General features: G+C 75.4%; 14 protein-coding genes. 8 read left to right on the top strand and 6 right to left on the bottom strand.

What is annotated here, in order from left to right:
- Nucleotides 1-24: 24 nt before the first annotated feature.
- The 3 genes from V5O49_RS09065 to V5O49_RS09055 all read right to left on the bottom strand — a co-directional run bounded on the left by V5O49_RS09065 (nucleotide 25) and on the right by V5O49_RS09055 (nucleotide 6,316).
- Nucleotides 25-2,511 (bottom strand): DNA gyrase/topoisomerase IV subunit A, encoded by a 2,487-nt coding sequence (locus V5O49_RS09065; protein ID WP_332901936.1) that lies wholly within the window; start codon nucleotides 2,509-2,511, stop codon nucleotides 25-27.
- A 311-nt stretch (nucleotides 2,512-2,822) separates the two neighbouring features.
- Nucleotides 2,823-3,509: a hemerythrin domain-containing protein gene (locus tag V5O49_RS09060; RefSeq protein WP_332901935.1), complete on the bottom strand. Its 687-nt coding sequence runs from the start codon at nucleotides 3,507-3,509 to the stop codon at nucleotides 2,823-2,825.
- Between the two features lie 83 nt (nucleotides 3,510-3,592).
- The gene (locus tag V5O49_RS09055) at nucleotides 3,593-6,316 is read right to left on the bottom strand and encodes a helix-turn-helix transcriptional regulator (protein WP_332901934.1); all 2,724 of its coding nucleotides are present in this window, start codon (nucleotides 6,314-6,316) and stop codon (nucleotides 3,593-3,595) included.
- Nucleotides 6,317-6,455: 139 nt separating this feature from the next.
- On the opposite strand from V5O49_RS09055, the gene V5O49_RS09050 reads away from it, so the two are divergent.
- The gene (locus tag V5O49_RS09050) at nucleotides 6,456-7,556 is read left to right on the top strand and encodes a class I SAM-dependent methyltransferase (protein WP_332901933.1); all 1,101 of its coding nucleotides are present in this window, start codon (nucleotides 6,456-6,458) and stop codon (nucleotides 7,554-7,556) included.
- 48 nt (nucleotides 7,557-7,604) lie between these two features.
- Entirely contained in the window at nucleotides 7,605-9,728 is a 2,124-nt protein-coding gene (locus V5O49_RS09045; protein WP_332901932.1) for an alpha/beta hydrolase, read from the top strand.
- Nucleotides 9,729-9,754: 26 nt separating this feature from the next.
- Here the strand turns inward: V5O49_RS09045 and V5O49_RS09040 are convergent, their stop codons facing one another.
- Together V5O49_RS09040 and V5O49_RS09035 are read right to left on the bottom strand one after the other, a co-directional pair.
- Nucleotides 9,755-10,321, bottom strand: coding sequence for a hypothetical protein (locus V5O49_RS09040; protein ID WP_332901931.1), 567 nt, complete (start codon nucleotides 10,319-10,321; stop codon nucleotides 9,755-9,757).
- 67 nt (nucleotides 10,322-10,388) lie between these two features.
- Nucleotides 10,389-11,084 carry a hypothetical protein gene (locus tag V5O49_RS09035; protein ID WP_332901930.1) on the bottom strand — a complete coding sequence of 232 codons (696 nt, stop codon included), beginning with the start codon at nucleotides 11,082-11,084 and terminating at the stop codon, nucleotides 10,389-10,391.
- 181 nt (nucleotides 11,085-11,265) lie between these two features.
- Between V5O49_RS09035 and V5O49_RS09030 the strand changes: the two genes are divergently transcribed.
- The 5 genes from V5O49_RS09030 to V5O49_RS09010 are packed head-to-tail and all read left to right on the top strand — an operon-like array spanning nucleotide 11,266 to nucleotide 17,685.
- Nucleotides 11,266-13,968: a GNAT family N-acetyltransferase gene (locus V5O49_RS09030; protein ID WP_332901929.1), complete on the top strand. Its 2,703-nt coding sequence runs from the start codon at nucleotides 11,266-11,268 to the stop codon at nucleotides 13,966-13,968.
- A 51-nt stretch (nucleotides 13,969-14,019) separates the two neighbouring features.
- Nucleotides 14,020-14,619, top strand: coding sequence for a DUF5998 family protein (locus tag V5O49_RS09025; RefSeq protein WP_278237498.1), 600 nt, complete (start codon nucleotides 14,020-14,022; stop codon nucleotides 14,617-14,619).
- Nucleotides 14,616-15,830 carry an alkaline phosphatase family protein gene (locus tag V5O49_RS09020; RefSeq protein WP_332901928.1) on the top strand — a complete coding sequence of 405 codons (1,215 nt, stop codon included), beginning with the start codon at nucleotides 14,616-14,618 and terminating at the stop codon, nucleotides 15,828-15,830. Before V5O49_RS09025 ends, V5O49_RS09020 begins: the two co-directional genes overlap by 4 nt.
- 2 nt (nucleotides 15,831-15,832) lie before the next feature.
- Nucleotides 15,833-17,008: an MFS transporter gene (locus tag V5O49_RS09015; protein ID WP_332901927.1), complete on the top strand. Its 1,176-nt coding sequence runs from the start codon at nucleotides 15,833-15,835 to the stop codon at nucleotides 17,006-17,008.
- A gap of 35 nt (nucleotides 17,009-17,043) precedes the next feature.
- Complete coding sequence (locus tag V5O49_RS09010; protein WP_332901926.1) at nucleotides 17,044-17,685, top strand: thymidine kinase; 642 nt, start codon at nucleotides 17,044-17,046, stop codon at nucleotides 17,683-17,685.
- Between the two features lie 19 nt (nucleotides 17,686-17,704).
- Here V5O49_RS09010 and sepH read toward each other — a convergent pair whose 3' ends face one another.
- On the bottom strand, nucleotides 17,705-19,084 hold the full coding sequence (gene sepH / locus V5O49_RS09005; RefSeq protein WP_332901925.1) for a septation protein SepH: 1,380 nt from the start codon (nucleotides 19,082-19,084) through the stop codon (nucleotides 17,705-17,707).
- Between the two features lie 116 nt (nucleotides 19,085-19,200).
- Between sepH and V5O49_RS09000 the strand changes: the two genes are divergently transcribed.
- Nucleotides 19,201-20,031 carry an inositol monophosphatase family protein gene (locus tag V5O49_RS09000; RefSeq protein ID WP_332901924.1) on the top strand — a complete coding sequence of 277 codons (831 nt, stop codon included), beginning with the start codon at nucleotides 19,201-19,203 and terminating at the stop codon, nucleotides 20,029-20,031.
- Nucleotides 20,032-20,056 lie beyond the last annotated feature (25 nt).

Below are 20,056 nucleotides of genomic sequence, written 5' to 3'. Positions count from 1 at the left end.
CCGTGACCGAACCGGTCGCGGACCTCAGCCGATGGCGGCCAGCGGACCGGACGCCGGGGTTCCGGAGCCGTCGCGGCGCGTGGTCTCCTCGGGCAGCTCGACCGGCTGCCCCCCCGAGCCCACGGCCCGTGCCGGACCCTCGCCGACCCAGGCCAGGACGATCGCGTCCTCGCCCTTGAGGAACCGGTGGGCGCGCACGCCGCCGGTCCCACGACCCTTGCCCGGGTACAGCTCGTACGGGGTGACCTTCGCCGAGCCGCCGCCCGTGCCCGGCAGCGCACCGGCCGACCCGGCCACCGTCACCACGGTGTGCAGGTCGCGCGAGGCGGCCCGCGCCACCCCGAAGAACACCACGTGCTGGCCCCCGCCGAGGCGGATGCCGGCCATGCCGGCGGCGGCACGACCCTGCGGCCGGACCAGCGAGGCGTCGAAGTGCAGCAGGCTGGCGTCCGAGGCGACGAAGACCACCTCGTCGTCGTCGGTGGCCGGCGCGGCCCCGACCACCGCGTCGCCGTCCTTGAGCCCGATGACCTCCCAGGCGTCGCCGTTGCGCGGCGCGTCGCCCGGCGTCACCCGCTTGACCACGCCGTGGCGGGTGCCGAGCGCCAGGGGAGCGGCGTCCTCGGCCAGCGACACCACCGCCAGCGCCTGCTCGCCGGACTCCAGCGAGACCATCTCGCTGACCGGCACCCCGCCGGACAGCGACGGCGGCCCGTCCACGCTCGGCAGAGCCGGCAGCTCCAGGGCGGACAGCTTGTGCAGGCGCCCGGCCGTGGTGACCAGGCCGATCTGGGAACGCGCCGTCGTCGCGACGTCGGACCGCAGCGCGTCGTGCGCGTGCCGTCGTCCGGCCCGCTCCACCGGGGCGTCCGCGGTCTCGCCCGAGGTGCGAGCCAGCAGACCCGTCGCGGACAGCAGCACCCGGGTCGGGGTGTCCTTGATCTCCAGGTCCAGGGCCGGGGCCTTCTTGCCCCGCGCCGGCGTCGCCGCGGCCGACTGCGCAGCCCCGCCCGCCGAGTCCAGCAGGACCGTGCGGCGCGGCGTGCCGTAGGTGGCGGCGACCTCGGCCATCTCGTCCGAGACGACGCCGTGCAGGCGCGCCTCGTCGGCGAGGATCGCCTCCAGCTCGGCGATCTCCGCCTCGAGCTGGGACTTCTCCGACTCCAGCTCGAGGCGGGAGAACTTCGTCAGGCGGCGCAGCTGCAGGTCCAGGATGTAGGAGGCCTGCGGCTCGGACAGGTCGAACACCGACTGCAGGCGCTCGCGGGCGATCGCCGCGTCGTCCGAGGAGCGGATGACCTGGATGACCTCGTCGATGTCCAGGATCGCGATCAGCAGACCCTCGACGAGGTGCAGGCGGTCCTTGCGCTTGGCCAGGCGGTACTGCGAGCGGCGGCGCACGACGTCGATGCGGTGGTCGACCCAGACCTGCAGCAGGTCCAGCAGCCCCAGCGGGCGCGGCTGGCCGTCCACGAGGGCGACGTTGTTGATGCCGAAGGAGTCCTCCAGCGGCGTGGTGCGGTAGAGCTGCTCGAGCACGGCCTCCGGGTCGAACCCGGTCTTGACCTCGATGACCACGCGCATGCCGTGCGTGCGGTCGGTGAGGTCCTGGACGTTGGTGACGCCCTGGATCTTCTTGTTGCGCACGCCGTCGGCGATCTTCTCGATCACCTTCTCCGGACCCACCGTGTACGGCAGCTCGGTGACGACGATGCCCTTGCGCCGGGCCGTGACGTTCTCGATCCGGGCGGTGGCCCGGGTGCGGAACGACCCGCGGCCGGTGCGGTAGGCGTCGCGCACGCCGTCGAGGCCGATGATCTTGCCGCCGCTGGGCAGGTCCGGCCCGGGGACGAACCGCATGACGTCGTCGAGCGTCGCCTCCGGGTTCGCCAGCAGGTGCTGGGCCGCGGCGACGACCTCGGTGAGGTTGTGCGGCGGCATGTTCGTGGCCATGCCGACCGCGATCCCGGACGCGCCGTTGACCAGCAGGTTCGGGATGGCCGAGGGCAGCACCTCGGGCTGGGTCAGCTTGTTGTCGTAGTTCGGGACGTAGTCGACGACGTCCTCGTCCAGCCCGGCGGTCATCGCCATCGACGGCGCGGCCAGGCGCGCCTCGGTGTACCGGGCGGCGGCGGGGCCGTCGTCGAGCGAGCCGAAGTTGCCGTGGCCGTCCACGAGCGGCAGGCGCATCGAGAAGTCCTGCGCCAGACGAACGAGCGCGTCGTAGATGGCGCCGTCGCCGTGCGGGTGCAGCTTGCCCATCACCTCGCCGACCACGCGCGAGGACTTCACGTGCGCACGGTCGGGCCGCAGGCCCATGTCGGCCATCATGTACAGGATCCGGCGGTGCACCGGCTTGAGGCCGTCGCGGGCGTCCGGCAGGGCGCGCGAGTAGATGACGGAGTACGCGTACTCGAGGAACGACGTCTCCATCTCCGCGGCGACGTCGATGTCGACGATGGTCTCGTCGTACGGCTCGTCGGCGACGGGTGCGGCCTTCTTGCGCGCCATGCGGTGCGGCTCCCTGGTGATCCTCGGTGTGGACGTGAGTCCCGACGGCGGCACGGCGGCCGCGTACGGGCGTTCGAAGGAAGCGTAGCGCCAGCGCGAGGCAGAGCCGTGCAGGCGGGCCGGACGGCGGTGGACCCAGACGTCGGCTACTCGACACCGGTCCGACGTTCCCCGACTGCGATAGCGTCGCGTGGTCGCTGGTGCCTGGCTGAACGGCTCCCACCACCGGGCGGGCGCACGGTCTCGGCGACCGTTGTGTGCCCGCCTACGGTGACGTCGACCCAGTCGAGCAGCCTCGCAAGCCTCGAGACTCAGCCTGAGCGGCGCAGGACGGCGCGCTGCGCCGCGTAGCGCCGCCGCCCCACCGCGCGCCACATGAGCCGGACCGGCGCCGGCAGGTGCGCTCGCAGCCAGGCATCGGGGTCGTCCTGCGCCGCCATGATGCCTCCCAGCTGGGTCCACATGTGCCCGCGCGGAGTCGCGCGCCTGCCGTGCTCGCTGAACCAGTCGACCTCCTCCTGGGTGAGGGTGGTCTCCATCACCGGCACGATCTCCCGCTCCTCGTCCGGCAGGTGCACCGCGAGTGCGGCGTTGATGCCGTCGAGGGCGCTCAGCACGGTGCCGGCGGTGTCCGGAGCAGGGTTCGCCTTCCAGGCGGGCAGTGCGGTGTCGAGCTCGGTGAGGTGCCCGAGCATCTGGGCATGTTGGGCCTTCATCCGCTCGACGTGCAGGGCGCACGCCGGGGCGCGGGATGCGAGGGCGTCCCACAGGCGCTCGTCCTCGCCCTCGTGGTGGGCGTGCAGGGCGGTCGACAGCAGCCACAGCTGCTCGGACACGGCCGTCGCGTGGGAGACGTCTCCCGGTTCGACCCCGCGCACCAGATCTGGTGCCTCACCGAAGCCGGCGCGAAAGTAGCGGTGGATCTGGGCCATGCCGCTCGCGTCGCAGGTGACGGCGGGCTCCGGGGATCCGGGTGGTGAGGAGTCGGTCGGGGACATGGCAACGCCTCTCGCTGCGAGATCTCCCGTCAACGGTCGCGGGGCGGTCTCGCCGTGTCAAGGCAGGCGACGTCCGGGTGACGCTAGGCGAGGTCGGCCAGCCGGGCAGCGAGCTCCTCGCGGGAGTGGATGTCGAGCTTGGTGTAGATCTTGCGCAGGTGGTACTCCACCGTCTTGGGCGACAGGAACAGGGTCTCGGCCGCCTGGCGCGTGGTCTGGCCCTCGGCGAGCAGCAGGGCGACCTGCAGCTCCTGCGAGGTGAGCTCGGCGCGCCAGCCCTGACCTGACCGGCGCACGGACTCGCCCGTCGCGGTGAGCTCCCGGGCGGTGACGTCGGCCCAGAGGCGCGCGCCGAGGCGCTCGAAGTCGTCCAGGGCGGCGCGCAACGGCTCGCGCGCGTCCACGCGGCGTCCGGCCCGCCGCAGTCGTGCCCCGTAGGCCAGCCGGGTCCGAGCCGTCTCGAACGTGTCGGGCGTGCGGTCGTGCCACCGCAGGGCGGCGTCGAACTCCGCGTCGAGGTCGTCGTCGTCGGCCACCAGCCCGAGGGCACGGTGCGCCCGTGCCAGGGCCCACGGCTGTCCCTTCTCGGCGCAGGCCGTCCGGAACCGCCGGGCCTGCTCGCGCGCGCCGTCGAGGTCCCCGGACCGGGCGAGCGCCTCGGTGAGCTCCGGTCCCGGCCACGGGTCGGGGTCGGCCATCCCGTGCTCGTCCAGGTGCTGCTCCAGTGCGGTGAGCTCGGTGATCGCCGTGGTGGCGTCGCCCAGGGACAGGGCCAGGTCGCCCAGGGCGAACCGCACCCAGGCCGCGAAGAAGTGCATGTCGGTCTCGGCGCACAGCGCCAGCGCGTCGGCCGCGTCGGCCCGACACCGGTCGACCGCACCCTGCCGCGCGGCCAGGGCGCAGCGGCCGGCGAGCGCGGCGGCCTCCTCGGACGTCTGGCCGGTCTCCCGGGCGAGGTCCAGCGCCAGCGTGTAGTCCGCCTCGGCGCGTGACCAGTCCTGGGTGGTGGCGTCGTAGCGCGCCGTGACGACCAGGAGGCCAGGGAGCATCGACGGCGTGGCGTCGTGACGCATCGTCTGCACGGAGGGCCGTGGCACGGCTTCGCCGGAGTCGTCCCGCAGGTACAGCGGGGCGGCCATGACCCAGGGCCATCGCTGGTCGCCGGGGCCGAGCTCGGTGCCGTCGTCGAGCAGGGCCACGCCGGCGCGCAGGTCCGCGGAGCCGTCCTGGCCGGCCAGCATGCGCGCCATGCCGCAGGCGAGGAGCGGGACGGCACGGGACCCGGGTCGCTCGATCTCCGGCAGCACCGCGGTCAGCTCGTCGGCGAGGCTCGTCGCGGTCGCTGCGCCGCCGAGGAACAGGGTCGCGTAGACGGCGTCGGCGAGCAGCCGGGCGCGCTGCTTCACGTCGTCGGTGCGGTGGGCGAGGTCCAGGAGCATGTGCAGCGCGGGTCGCAAGGCGCCGGTCTTCACGGCGACGGTGGCGCGGAGCTCGTGGGCGGCGAACAGCGTGGAGCTCTCGGGACGACCGGCCTCGACGGCGTCCAGCAGGTCCGCGGCGCGTCGCGCGTCGCCGGCGCCCCAGGCGTTCTGGGCGGCGCGCAGCAGCCGCAGGTCACGGTCCGGAGGCGACGCGCTCAGGCCCGCGGCGCGTTCGTAGCTCCGCGAGGCGACGGCGAACCCCCGGCGCGCCGCGGCCCGTGCGGCGGCCGCGTCGACGAGGTCGGCGATCCCGGCGTCCGTGCCCCACACGGACTCCGCGAGGTGCCAGGCGCGCCGGTCCTCCTCGCGGGGCGGCAGGGCGTCGGCGACGGCACGGTGCGCGGCCCGCCGTCGCTCCGACGGGGAGCGGCTGTAGGCGGCGGCCCGCAGCAGTGGGTGCCGGAAGGTCACGTGGCTCGACGCGCGGCCGACGAGCCCCGCGTCCAGGGCGGGTGCGAGGTCGTCCGGGGTGAGGTCGAGCGCGGGCGCCGCCGCCTGGATGACGGCCAGGTCGCCGTCCGCGACGGCCGCGAGCATCAGCATCCGCTGCGCCGGCTCGGGCAGTCGGCCGATCCGGTGCTCGAACACGCGGGAGACGGTCTCGGGGACGGTGGCCGGCATCCCGGGGACGTCGGCCAGGGGCAGGTCGGGATCCGTCGCGAGCTCGACGAGGGCGAGCGGGTTGCCCGCAGTCAGCCGGTACAGGCCCGCGAGGCGTTCCGTCGTCAGCGGCTGCCCCGCCGTCCGCTCGGTCAGTGTGCGGGCGGACTCCTCGGTCACCCCGGCCAGCCGGAGCGTCTCGAGCCCGGTCACCGCCGCGTCCGTCTCCGGCGTGCGGCCTGCCAGGACGATCGCCACGGGGTCGTCGAGCACGCGGCGGGCGGCGAACGTGAGCGCCTGGAGCGAGGGGACGTCCCACAGGTGCAGGTCGTCGACGAGCACGGCCAGGGGCGCGTCGCGGGCGTACCGGGTGAGGAGCCCCAGGACCGCGGCGCCGACCGCCAGCCGGTCCCCGGCGTGGGCCGGACCGAGTGCGAGGGCGGAGCGCAGGGCGTCGGCCTGGCGGTCCGGCAGGTCGTCGACGAGGTCGCGCAGGGGAGCGAGGAGCTCGGACAGCCCGGCGAACGCCACCTCGGACTCGCTGGGGGTCCCCGTGGCCCGCAGGATCCGGCACGAGGCCGCCGCCCGCCGTGCCGTGGTGTCCAGCAGCGAGGTCTTGCCCATCCCGGGCTCGCCGAGGACCGCCAGCGCGCCGCCCTGGCCCAGACGTGCCGCGGCCACGACCTGGTCCAGGCGTGCGGTCTCGGCGTCGCGTCCCACGAGCATGCCCCCGAGTCTCGACCAGGGGCCCGGCCGCCGCACGACCAGGTGGGGCACCTGACGCGACGACAGTGCCGGGATTCCTAGCGTGGCGGAGCACGGGACACCTGCCGGCACCGCGCGGGCACCCGACGAAAGGCCGATCATGACCGACACGATCCACCCCACGCGGACCACGCCCGAGCAGGCTGCCCCCGACGAGGATGCCCTCATGGCCTTCGCGGGCCGGGCCGTCAGCGACGCCGGCGCCACCGTCGCCACCGCGCTGGTCGTCATGGGCGACCGGCTCGGCCTCTACCGCGACCTGGCCGCCCACGGCCCGAGCACGGTCGCCGAGGTGTCCGAGCGCACCGGCACGCCCGAGCCGTACGTGCGCGACTGGATCAACGCCCAGGCCGCCGGCGAGTACGTCACCTACGACCCGCCGTCGGGCCGGTACACCCTGCCGCCGGCGCAGGCCGCCGCCCTGACGGACCCGGACTGCCCGGTCTACGTCCAGGGCCTGTTCCAGACGGCGCTCGGCGCGCTGCACGACACCGGCGCCGTCGTCGAGGCCGCCCGCAACGGCGCGGGGTTCGGCTGGCACGAGCACCAGACGGACGTGTACGAGGGCACCGAACGGTTCTTCCGCGCCGGCTACCTCGCGAACCTCGTCGACTCCTGGCTGCCGGCCCTCGACGGCGTGACCGCGAAGCTCGAGCGAGGAGCCGCCGTCGCCGACGTCGGCTGCGGGTACGGGGCCTCCACGATCCTCATGGCGCAGGCCTTCCCGGCCTCGACGTTCGTCGGCTACGACTACCACGAGGCCTCCGTCGCCGCGGCGCGTGAGCGCGCCCTCGCGGCCGGGGTCGCCGACCGCGTGCGCTTCACCGTGGCCCCGGCCGACGGGTTCGACGGCACCGACCTCGACCTGGTCACGATGTTCGACTGCCTGCACGACATGGGCGACCCCGTGGGCGCGGCCCGGCACGTGCGTGAGTCGCTCGCCGACGACGGGACCTGGATGATCGTCGCGCCGGCGGCGGGCGACCACCCCGAGGAGAACCACCACCCGGTGGGGCGCAGCTACTACGGCTTCTCGACGATCGTGTGCACCCCCTCGTCGCTGGCGCAGGACGTCGGGTTGGCGCTCGGGGCGCAGGCCGGCCCGGCCCGGATCGGCGACGTGGCCACCGCCGCGGGGTTCTCCCGGTTCGCCACGGTCGCGCAGACGCCGTTCAACAACGTCTTCGAGGTCCGGCCATGACGTGCCGGCGGAGTCGGAGCAGACTGGAACCTGGTGGAGGTGAGTCCGATGGTGGCACCTGTACGACCTGACCGATCCGGACGCGTCGAACGAGACGGCGTCGGGATCGCGTGGGACGTCTACGAGCGCGAGGGGGCGCCCACGGTCCTGCTGCTGCCGACGTGGCAGATCGTGACCCCTCGCCGCTTCTGGAAGTGCCAGATCCCGTTCCTCGCCGGGCGGTTCCGCGTCGTCGTGTTCGACGCGCGCGGGTCGGGACGGTCCGACCGCCCGGAGGACACCGAAGCGTACGCCCCCGACGAGATCGCCGCCGACGCCGTCGCCGTGCTCGACGCCACGGGCACGGCCTCGGCCGTCGTCGTCGGGCTGTCCGCGGGTGGCCCGTGGGGCGTCGCGCTGGCCACCAACGCCCCAGAGCGGGTGGACGGGCTCGTCGCCATGGGCTCCAGCATCTGGGGGGCGGCGCCGCCGCCGGAGGGACGCGAGTTCTCCACCGACGACGTGCTCGACTCCACCGAGGGGTGGGCGAAGGGCAACGTGCACTACTGGCGCAGCGCCCCGGGAGCGTTCGAGGACTTCGTCCGCTTCTTCGCCCCGATGGTGTTCAACGAACCGCACTCGAGCAAGCCGATCGAGGACCATCTCGAGTGGTCGCGCGAGGCCGACATCGAGGTCCTCTCCGCGACGAACGTCGCGGCCGACGGCGCACCCGTCACCGCGGACCGGTGCCGGCAGGTGCGGTGCCCGGTCCTGGTGATCCACGGCGAGCAGGACGAGGTCGCTCCCCACTACTTCGGCGAGCTCATGGCGGACCTCACGGGCGGACGGCTCGTGACGATCGTGGGCGGTGGGCACTCGCCGACCGGTCGCGAGCCGGTCAAGGCCAACCGCCTCATCGAGGACTTCGTCAACACGATCCACCCGCCTCGGCTGCCGTCGCGCAGCACGTGGGAACGGGCGGCGGTGCGCCCTCGCCGAGCCCTCTACCTGTCCTCGCCGATCGGGCTCGGGCACGCCCGCCGCGACGTCGCGATCGCGGGGGAGCTGCGGCGCCACCACCCCGACCTGCAGATCGACTGGCTGACCCAGCACCCCGTCACGCGGCTGCTGGCCGACGTCGGAGAGACCGTGCACCCGGCCTCGGCGCTGCTCGCGAACGAGTCCGCGCACTTCGAGGACGAGTCCGCCGACCACGACCTGCACGCCTTCCAGGTGTTCCGGCGCATGGACGAGATCCTGCTGCACAACTTCTTCGTGTTCGACGACGTCGTGCGGGAGACCCCCTACGACCTCGTCATCGCCGACGAGGCCTGGGACGTCGACCACTTCCTGCACGAGAACCCCGAGCTCAAGCGGTTCTCCTACGCGTGGCTCACGGACTTCGTCGGCATGCTGCCGATGCCGTCCGGTGGCGCGGCGGAGATCGAGCTGGCGGCGGACCACAACGCCCAGATGCTCGAGCAGCGGGCGCGCTACCGGCGCCTGCGCGACGCGTCGTTGTTCGTGGGCAACCCCGACGACGTCGTCGACGCATCCTTCGGCCCCGGGCTGCCCGACATCCGGACGTGGACCGAGGAGAACTTCACCTTCCCCGGGTACGTCACCGGCTCCGAGGTGCCGGGCCGGCGCGAGCGCGACGCGGTCCGCCGGCGGCTCGGGTGCGGGGCGGACGACCTGCTGGTCGTGGTGACCGTCGGGGGGTCCGGCGTCGGGGAGGCGCTGCTGCGCCGCGTGCTCGACGCCGTGCCGCTCGCACGCCGTCTGCTGCCGGAGCTGCGGTTCCTCGTCGTCACCGGGCCGCGCATCGAACCCGCCTCGCTGCCCGCGACGCCGGGCGTCGAGGCCGTGGGCTACCTGCCCGACCTGTTCTCGTACCTCGCCGCCTGCGACCTGGCCGTCGTCCAGGGCGGGCTGACGACCTGCATGGAGCTCACCGCGGCACGGCGCCCGTTCCTGTACGTGCCGCTGCGCGACCACTTCGAGCAGAACTTCCACGTCCGCCACCGGCTGGACCGGTACGACGCCGGTCGGTATCTGCCGTACGAGGACGCGTGCGACCCGGACCTGCTGGCCGAGGAGATCGTCAAGAACGTCGCCACCGACGTCGACTACCGGCCGGTCGAGACCGACGGCGCCGCGCGGGCGTCGGCGATCCTGGCCGAGCTGTTCTGAGGCACGCCGGCCGTCCCGGGACCGTCTCAGGCGGCCGGTCCGGCGGGGTACTGCGCCTCGACGGCGTCGGACACGACCCCGGGCAGCGCGGCCCGGCGCTCGGCGGCCTCGTCCGCCCCGAGCAGACCGGCCTGGACGGCCGCGTCGACCCGGCGGGCCGCGGCGGACCCGAGCGCGTGGACCAGGTCGTCGCGGCCGATGCCGCGGTCGGCGGCGACGGAGGCCAGCGTGGCGCCCTCCTCGGACAGCGCGACGTCGAGCGCCTCGACCGTCATGCCCAGCGCCTGCGCGGCCGCCTGCGGCGTCACGAGCCGTTCGTCGTCGTGCGGTACCGGGGTGGACGCAGACCGGTCGACGTCCCCCGCGAGGCTCGCCAGCACCGCGTCGCGCCGTGCCGGGGTGATCGCGCCGTCGTCGACGAGCTCCTGCAGGGCCTCGGTCCAGCGCTCGGTGACGTCGGCGGCTGTCGAGGTCTCCGTGGCCGGCGCCTCCACCGTCACCGCGGGCGCGGCGACGGCCGCGGGCGCGGCGCCGAGCGTGGCGAGACCCAGCGCACCGGCGACGGCGGTCGTGCGGATCCTGCGGAACCTCATCGTCATCCTCCTCGGGCGGCGGCCCGGAGGCCGCCGCCCCTGGTCCGGTGGGCAGGGACGGCGCCGCTCAGGCGGCGAGCGACGCCGGGTCGGCGGTGGCTGCGGGCTCCTGCGTGGTCTGGCCCGAGCCCTGGTACCCGTCGCCGTCCTCGCTGCTGCCGTCGGGCCGCTCGCCCGGACCGAACGAACCGCGACCGGCACCGGAGTACTCGGACTCGATCGCCGCGCTGATCGAGTCGCCCAGCCGCGCCCTGCGCTCGTCGGCCTCGCCCTCGGTGAGGCGGCCCTCCTCGACCGCCGCGTCCAGTCGCTGCTCGGCCGCGGCGACCAGCGCGTCGACCAGGTCGTCGGTGGCGACGCCCTGGTCCTCGGCCACCGAGGCGAGCGTGGCGCCGTCGGCCGAGAGCGCGTCGCGCAGCTCGTCCGTCGTCATGTCGAGCGTCTCGGCCGCCGTGGTCATCGACACCGGTCCGCGGCCGCCCCGGTCGCCGCCGTGACCGGCAGGGCCACCGATCCCGTCGAGCGCCTCGGTGACGGCGTCACGCTGCTCGGCGGTGATCGTCCCGTCGTCCACGAGACCCTGCAGGGCGTCGTCGAGGCGGTCGGAGCGTTCGGTGCGGACGGTCTCGTCGTCGGTGTCGCCCGCGACGGCGACGGTCCCGTGCTCCGGGACCGTCGCGGCCACCGCGGCGGAGCCGATCCCGAGCACGGCGAGGCTGATCGCCCCGGCGACGGCGGAGCTGCGCAGAGTCCTGGTCTTCATGATGGTGCTCCTTCCCGCCCGGAACTCCTCCGGGCTGGTTCGAGCCTCGCCCAGCGCCCTGACGTGCTGCTGCGCCCTTGCTGGCAATCCGCTGGGTGTGCTGGGCGGAACCTGTGCCGGCGGTGGCCGGCCACGGGACGGACGAACGGTGAAGGTCGCACCCAGCCGATAGCCTGCACGGATGGACTCCTCGCACGTCGACTACCCCGTGGAGTGGGAGGCCGACGTCGTACTGCGCGACGGCAGCACGATGCACCTGCGCCCGATCCGCCCCGAGGACGCCGACGCCCTGCAGCGGTTCCACGTCGGCCAGTCCGAGCGCTCCACCTACCTGCGCTTCTTCGCACCCATCGCCCGGCTGACCGACCGCGAGCTGCGGCGGCTGGTCGAGGTCGACCACCGCGAGCGTGTCGCGATCGTCGCCGTGCGGCCCGGTCGCGACGAGGACGGGACCGACCGCGAGGACATCCTCGGCGTGGCCCGGTTCGACGTCATCACCGACGGCGAGGCCGAGGTCGCGTTCAACATCGCCGACTCCCTGCAGGGCAAGGGGCTGGCCTCCGTGCTGCTCGAGCACGTGGCCGTGGCGGCGCGGGAGCGCGGCGTGCGCCGCTTCACCGCCGAGGTCCTGCCGCAGAACGGCTCCATGCTCGGGGTGTTCCGCGACGCCGGCTACCAGATCAGCCAGCACCTCGACGACGGGTTCGTCTCGGTGGGCATCGACCTGGACCCCACCGAGAAGTCCCGCGCCGTGATGGCCGACCGGGAGCACCGCACCGAAGCGCGCTCCATGGCCGGCCTGCTCTCGGCCCGCCGGGTGCTGCTCGTCGGTCCCGGCGCCGACGACGGCACGCCCGAGTCGCTGCTCGCCCGCCGGGTGCTGGACGCCTACTCGATCGACCCTGGGGACACCGAGCTGGTCGTGCTGGACCCGCCCGGCGCGGTGCCCGGCAGCGTGCAGCAGGCCGCCGGCTGGGACGACGTCGGCGCGATCGACCTGGCCGTCCTGGCCGTCGCGCCCGAGGACGCCCTGGCGGCCGTCCGGCGGCTCGACGGCACCGGGGCGCGCGGCGTCGTCGTCCTGTCCGGCGGGTACGCCGAGTCCGGGCCGGAAGGGCTGGAGCGCCGCCGCGAGCTCGTGCGCACCGCCCACGCCGCCGGGATGCGGCTCGTCGGCCCCGTCTCCTACGGGTTGCTGACCACCACCCCGGGCTCCGCGCTGCGGGCGAGCCTGGCCGAACGTCCGCCGCCCGCCGGCGTCGTCGGCCTGTTCTGCCAGTCCGCCGCCGCGGCGGTGACTCTCACGGCCACGTTGGAGCGCCGCGGGCTCGGCGTGTCCTCGATGGTCTCGGCCGGGCACCGCGCCGACGTCTCCGGCAACGACCTGATGCAGTACTGGCAGGACGACGACGCCACCGAGGTCGTGTGCCTCTACCTGGAGTCCATCGGCAACCCGCGCAAGTTCTCCCGCATCGCGCGCCGGCTGTCCGCGGTCAAGCCGATCGTCGTCGCCACCGCCGGGCGCTCCGGCCACGTCGTCCCGCCCGGGCACGCCGTGCGCGCCACCCGTGCCCCGCGCCGCCTGCTCGACGAGCTGCTGCGCCAGTCCGGCGTCATCCAGGCCGAGAACACCCACCAGCTCATGGACGTCGCCCAGGTGCTGGCCCACCAGCCGCTGCCCGCCGGCAACCGCGTCGGCATCCTCGCGTCCTCGGCGGCGCTCGCAGCCCTGGTGGCCGAGGCCGCGGCGTCCGCCGGGCTGGAGGTCGCCACCTCCAGCGACTACCTGCCCCCGCACGCCCACGAGGAGGACATCGCCCGCACCGTCGACGCGCTGTACGCGCCGGACGCGTGCGACGTCGTCGTCGCCGTCGACGTGCCCGTGGTCCAGCCGCGCACCGGCGCGATCGCCCACGCGGTCGCCCAGGCCGCCGCCCGCACCGGGCGCACCACCGTGGCCTCGATGCTCGGTCTGCACGGCATGCCCGACGAGCTCGCGGCCGTCGGCCCGGACGGACGGGTCGTGCGCATCCCCGCGTTCTCGACCCCCGAGGACGCCGTGGTCGCGCTCGGCAAGGTGGTCGAGCACGCCGAGCAGCGCACCGAGACCCGGGGGCACGAGGTCGCCCCCGAGGGCGTGGACTCGCGGTGCGCCCGGGCGCTCGTCGAGCAGTGGCTCGCCGACGGCGAGGGCCGCGAGCTGGATGGCCACGAGGCCGCCGAGCTGCTCGCCTGCTACGGCATCCGGCTGTGGGAGTCCCGGCCCGTGCGCGCACCCGACGAGGCCGTGGCCGCCGCCGAGGAGCTCGGCTGGCCCGTCGCCCTGAAGTCCACCTCTCCCGCGCTGCGGCACCGCAACGACCTCGGGGGAGTGCGCCTGGACATCACCGACGCCGAGGACCTGCGCGAGGACGTCGGCCGGCTGCGCGCCGTCGCCACCGCCCTGCTCGGCGACGAGTCCCCGGAGTTCGAGGTGCAGTCCATGGCACCCGCCGGGGTGGCGTGCGTCGTGCGCTCCGCCGAGGACCCCCTGTTCGGCCCGATGGTCTCGTTCGGCCTCGCCGGCGACGCCGTCGACCTGCTCGACGACGTCGCGCACGGCATCCCGCCGCTGACCGACGTCGACATCACCGCGCTGGTCAGCACCGTGCGGGCCGCACCGCGGCTGTACGGCTACGGGGGAGCGCCGCCCGCCGACGTCGACGCGCTCGAGGACGTGCTCGCCCGGGTGTCGGTGATGGCGGACGACCTGCCCGAGCTGGCGTCGCTGGAGATGTACCCCGTCGTTGTCGCCGAGCAGGGAGCCTCCGTCCTGCACGCCGCCGTGCGGCTGCGGCCCGCCGGGCGCCGGGCCGACGGCCTGCGCCGCGCGCTGCCGGGCTGAGCGGCGCCGCGACGGCGTCGCACCGGGACCGAACAGTGGGACAATGCCATGGTGCCTTCCGCGACCACACGCAAGAACCTTCGTGACGAGCTCGGTGCCCACGTCTACCGCGCCGGGTACTACCCCGACCTGGTGACCGACGTCCTGGACGTCGCGCTCGCGGACGAGCCGGTCCTGGCGCACCTGGTCCAGGCCGAGACGACGTTCGACAGCCAGGTGCGCCGCCACCTGACCGTGCTGGCGCTCACCCCCACCCGGCTCGTGGCCGCGCACGTCGACGACCACGAGGGCGACGCGGCCAACCCGTCCTCGGCCGCCGCCACCACCGAGGCCGTGCCGCTGCCCGAGATCCGCTCGGTCGCGCTGACCCACATCGTCGCCGAGCCGGCCGACCACCGCCCGGGCGACAGCGCCGCCGAGCTGAACCTCGCCATCGGGTGGGGCGCCGTCGCGCGGATCGACCTGGAGCCGGCGCAGTGCGCCGACCCGAGCTGCGAGGCCGACCACGGCCTGACCGGCCAGCTCACCCCCGACGACGTCGTGGTGCGCGTCAGCTCGGCCGCCGAGGGCGCGGACGCCGTGCGCCGCGCGGTGGACTTCGCGCGCCAGCTGTCCGCCGCCACCGGCGTCAGCGGGCGCTCCTCGCGATGACGGCGGCGATCGACCTCCCGGACTCCCTCGTCACGCCGACCTACGGCGCGGACTCGCTCGCCGCGGTGCTGCCCGCCGCGGCCGGTGCCCTGGGCCTGGACCTGTCCACGGCCACCGGGCTGCGCTCGGCGGACGCGACCGCCGCCCTCGGCCTGCCCGCCGCGCGGCGCGTCGTCGTCGTGCTCGTCGACGGTCTCGGGCTGCACAACCTCGCCGAGCGCGGGGGCCACGCACCGTTCCTGCGCGGCCTGCTGCCCGAGGCGCGGTCGCTGACCACCTGCTTCCCCTCGACGACGGCGTCAGCGCTGGCCACGCTCGGCACCGGGACGAGCCCGGGCCTGACGGGTCTGCTCGGCTACACCCAGCGCAACCCGGACACCGGCGGGCTGGCCACGATGGTGTCCTGGACCGAGCAGTCCGACCCCTACCGGCCGGGCACCAAGACCTCCGCCCCGCTCGCCGTCGACCCCACCGTCCTGCAGCGCCAGCCGACCGTCCTGGAGCAGGCGGGCGCCGCCGTCAGCGTCGTCTCGCCCGGACCGCGCAAGTTCGCCGGCTCCGGCATGACGCGGGCCGGGCTGCGCGGTCCCCGGTACGTGGTGGCCGAGACGTTCGCCGACCGTGTCGACGCGACGCTGACGGCGCTGCGCGACGACGGGCTCGTGTACCTGTACCAGGGCGAGGTCGACAAGGTCGGCCACCAGCACGGCCCCGACTCCTGGCAGTGGGGCGACGCCCTGGAGGACACCGACGCCGAGCTGCGGCGCCTGGTGCGGTCCGCGCCGCGCGGCACCCTCGTGCTCGTCACCGCCGACCACGGCCAGGTCACCTCCGACCTCGAGGCGCAGCACGACGTCGCCACGAACCCCGCGCTCGCCGCCGACGTCGCGCTGCTCGGCGGCGAGCCGCGCATGACGCACGTCTACACCACGCCGGGCGCCGACGTCGGCCGGGTCGCCGAACGCTGGGCCTCCGAGCTGGGCGACGACGCGGTGGTGGTCACCGGGCAGGCCGCCGTCGAGGCCGGGTGGTTCGGCCCCGTGGCCGACCACGTGCGACCGATCGTCGGGGACGTGCTCGCGGCCGCCCGCGGCCGGGCCACCGTCGTCGACTCCCGCCTGCACCCGGCCGCCGCGCGGCACATGCCGGGCGTGCACGGCTCGCTCACCGAGACCGAGATGGTGGTCCCCCTCCTCGTCGCGGGCGGGTGAGGATGCGCCGCGACTTCCTGCTCCTGCTCTGGGGCACGGCCGCCGCCTTCGCGGGCTTCGCCCCGCTGCTGTCCGTGGTGCCGCTGTGGGCCGCCGACGGCGGCGCCGGGTCGGGCGGCGTCGGGGCGACCACCGGCGTGCTGATGGGGACGACCGTCGCGGTCCAGCTCGCCATGCCGCGCCTGCTGCGCGTGCTGACGCTGCGGCGGGCCTCGGTGGTGGGCGCCCTGCTGCTCGGCGCGCCCACCTTCGCCTACCTGCTCTCCTCGGACGTGGCCTGGGTCCTGGCGGTCTCCGCGGTGCGCGGCGTCGGCTTCGGGATGTTCGTCGTGGCCGGCAGCGCCCTGGTCGCCGAGCTCGTCCCGCCGGAGCGGCGGGGGCGCAGCCTCGGGGCCTACGGCGTGGCCATCGGCGTCCCGCAGGCCCTGCTGCTGCCCATCGGGGTGTGGGCCGCCGAGCAACTCGGCTTCGCCGTCGTCTTCGTCGCCACCGGCGGCGTCGGCGTGCTGGGGGCGGTCGTCCTGCTCGGCATCCGCGAGAGCGGCCGCACGGCCGACACGGACGACGCCCCCGCGCCCGTCGCCGCCGACCCCCCGGAGCCCGTGCGCTACCGGACCCTGGCCGGCTCCGGTGTGCTGCTGCTGGTGGCCTCGGTGGCCTTCGGCGGTGCCACGTCCTTCGTCCCGCTGGCCTTCTCGGCCGGCACGGCCTCGGCCGTGCTGCTCGCCGTCAGCGTCACGATGACGGTCGGCCGGTGGTGGGCCGGGGTGCGGGCCGACTCCGAGGGGGTCGGCGGCCTGCTGCCCCTGGCGATCGGCGCCTGCGCGGTCGGCACGCTCGGGATCGCGCTCGCCGCCGGTGCGCTCGACGGCGGTCTCGCCCTCGTCGCCGCCTCCGCCGCCGGGCTGCTGTACGGGCTCGGGTTCGGCGCCCTGCAGAACGACACGCTCGTCCTGATGTTCCGGGACGCGGGCCCCGGCGGCACCGGCACGGCCAGCGCGGCCTGGAACATCGCCTACGACGGCGGCACGGGCGCCGGGTCGCTCGGCGTCGGGTTCGTCGCCCAGGGCGTCGGGGTCAGCGCGGGGCTCGGCGTCGCGGCCCTGCCCCTGCTGGCCGTCCTGCCGCACGCCGTGCGCCGGGCCCGGGCCGCCCGGGACGCCGTCGGACCCCGTTGAGCCCCCGCCTGCCCCGCGTCTGACAGGATCGGGGCATGGCCGAGCTCGTCTTCTTCTCCGGGACCATGGACAGCGGCAAGTCGACGCTGGCCCTGCAGACCGACTACAACCATCGCGCGCGGGGCCGCCACGGGCTCATCTACACCCGCAACGACCGGGCCGGGGCCGCACGCATCTCCTCCCGGCTGGGCCTCGAGGTCGAGGCCCGCGAGGTCGGCGACGACACCGACTTCTGGGACGAGATCTCGGCCGAGCGCCAGCGCGGGCACCTGGTGGACTACCTGGTGTGCGACGAGGCGCAGTTCTACTCCCCGGAGCAGGTCGAGCAGCTCGCACGGCTCGTCGACGAGACCGAGATCGACGTCTTCGCGTTCGGGATCACCGCCGACTTCCGCTCCCGGCTGTTCCCGGGGTCGGCCCGGCTGGTCGAGCTCGCCGACCGCCTCGAGGCCCTGCAGGTGCAGACGCTGTGCTGGTGCGGGGCGCGCGCCACCCACAACGCGCGCACGGTCGGCGGGGTGATGGTCGTCGAGGGCGACCAGGTCGTCGTCGGGGACGTCAGCTCGGCCGCCGAGGTCGCCTACGAGGTGCTGTGCCGGCGCCACCACATGCGCCGCATGACCGCCGGCGTCGCCCGGCGCCTCGCCCCCGCCGACGGCCTCCTCGACGTGCGCTGACCCGTCGGCCCAGGTCGGCTCAGGAGGAGGGCCGGGCGCCGCCGAAGACGATCTCGTCCCAGCTCGGCATCGGGGCCCGTCCCTTGCGGGCACCGCGCCGCGGGCGCGGTGACGGGGCGTCGTCCGTCCCGGTCCCCGCCGCGGCCTCGCGCTCGGGGGCCGACCCGCTCGACGACGCGGATCCCGCCGGGGCCGACACCTCGTGCCCGTCCTCGTCCGACGTGCTGTCCGCGCGTGCCGGGTCCGGCGCGGCCGGGCGAGGTGCGGGTCCGGGGACCGCCACCGGGCGCGAGCGCGGGGCGGGCCCGTCCTCGTGCGGGTCGCCGTGGTCGGTGCCCTCGTCGTGCGCGTCGTCCTCGGCCGTCTCCGCGCCGGGCGCCGCCTCGTCGGGGGCCCCGTCCTCGGGCCTCTGGTCCTCGGCCTGCCCGTCGCCGGGCGCCGGTGGTGCGGGCACGGGTCGGTCGGGTTCGTCGGAGTCGTCGGCGTCCTCGGCGCGGCCCCGTCGCTCGGACTCCTCCGACGCCGCGGGGGTGTCCGGCGCGGAGGAGGCGCTGTCGGTCCGCGAGGAGCGGTGCGCGTCGCGGCGGGCGCGGAGGTCGACCACGCTGGCGCCGTCGTCCTCCGGCGGCCGCGCGCCGTGCTCCGGCTCCAGGCCCAGCGGCAGCTCCTGCTCACCCGGCCGCGGGGCCGGGCGCGAGCGCGGCGGCCGGTGCCCGCGGCGTCCGGCCAGGTCGTCCAGCAGCAGCGCCGTCGCCTCGGAGGCGGCGTCCGGGGTCGGGGACGGGCGGGTGCGGCGGTCGGCGCCCGCCGGGATGCCGAGGATCTCGGGGGAGACCGGGTCGTCCGGCTGCCCCAGCCACCGCGCCTCGTCGTCGACCGCGGTCACGGCGCGACCGCGCGGGTCGAAGGTCCACGCCGCGCTGCGCTCGCGACCCCCGGCCGTGAACCGGACCTCCACGTGCCAGGGGGCGGTGCCCGTGCGGCGGGCGCTCCAGACGGTCTCGGCGGTGTCCACGTCGCGCGCGGCGAGGCGGTCGTCGGCGAGGTCGCCGAGGGTCGCGTCGCCCTCCGGGTCGACGCGATGGTTGCGGACCTGGCTGATGACGTGGTCGCGCTCGGCCGCGACGGGCCACTCGTAGCGGCGCACGTGCTCCAGGGGGAGGCCCGACTCGGCGGCCAGGTCCTCGGCCGTGGCCCCCGCCCGCAGCCGGGCCTGCAGCTCGCGCGGACGCAGCGGGGTCTCCGACTGGGCCTGGAGCGCTTCGGTCCGGGGCCGGTCCCGCCGGACGGCGGCGCGCAGCGCCTCGGAGATCGCGAGCGTGTGCTCGGTGCCGTCCGGCCCGCGCAGGACCAGGCGCTCGGCGTCCTCGTGCAGCGTCACGAGCTCGAGCTCTGCCATGGTTCCTCCTTCGCCGCCCGCCCGCGCGGCGGGCCTGCTCCGTCGAGCGTGCCACCGTCGGCGCCGTGCGACGGGCAGGTGCCGCCGGTGTGCCGCGGATCGGGCAGGATGGGCGGGTGAGCATCGCACCCGCCCTGCCGTCCGCGTCCGAGATCACCGACCTGCGCGCCCTGGCCCGCGCTCTCGCCGTGGAGGCGGGGGCCGTCGTGCGGGGCGGCCGGCCCGACCGGGTCGAGGTGGCCGCCACCAAGTCCACCGACGTCGACCCCGTCACCGCGATGGACCGCTCGGTGGAGGAGCTGCTGCGACGCCGGATCGCCGACCGCCGGCCGGACGACGCGATCCTCGGCGAGGAGGGCGACGACGTCGCCGGCACGAGCGGGCTGACGTGGGTGCTCGACCCGATCGACGGCACCGTCAACTACCTCTACGGCGTCGCCTCGTACGCGATCTCGGTCGCCGTCGTCGCCGGTGAGCCCGACCCGGCCGTCTGGACGCCGCTGGCCGGGGCCGTGCACTCCGTCGTCGACGGGGCGACGTGGACCGGGGCGCGCGGCCAGGGCGCCGAGCGCGACGGGACGCCGGTGCAGGTGCGCCGCCCCGACTCCCTCGCGACCAGCCTGGTCGGCACCGGGTTCGGCTATCAGGCCGCCCAGCGGGCCGAGCAGGCACGGGTGCTCACCCACGTGCTGCCGCAGGTGCGCGACATCCGCCGGCTGGGCTCCGCCGCCGTCGACCTGTGCCTGGTCGCCGAGGGGCGGCTCGACCTCTACTACGAACGCGGTCTCAACCCGTGGGACATGGCGGCCGGAGGGCTCATCGCCGCCGAGGCGGGTGCCGCCGTGAGCGGGCTGCACGGCGACCCGGCCACCCGACGGATGACCGCCGTCGGCACGCCCGCGCGGCAGGCCGAGCTGGTCGCGCTGCTCGAGGAAGCGGGCGCCTGATCCGTCTTGCGTTCGCGCAGGGTGA

It is taken from the genome of Isoptericola haloaureus (assembly GCF_036689775.1).
Classification (GTDB): domain Bacteria; phylum Actinomycetota; class Actinomycetes; order Actinomycetales; family Cellulomonadaceae; genus Isoptericola; species Isoptericola haloaureus.
Note: the sequence above shows the minus strand (reverse complement) of the source record. Positions and strands in the feature narration are given on the sequence as shown.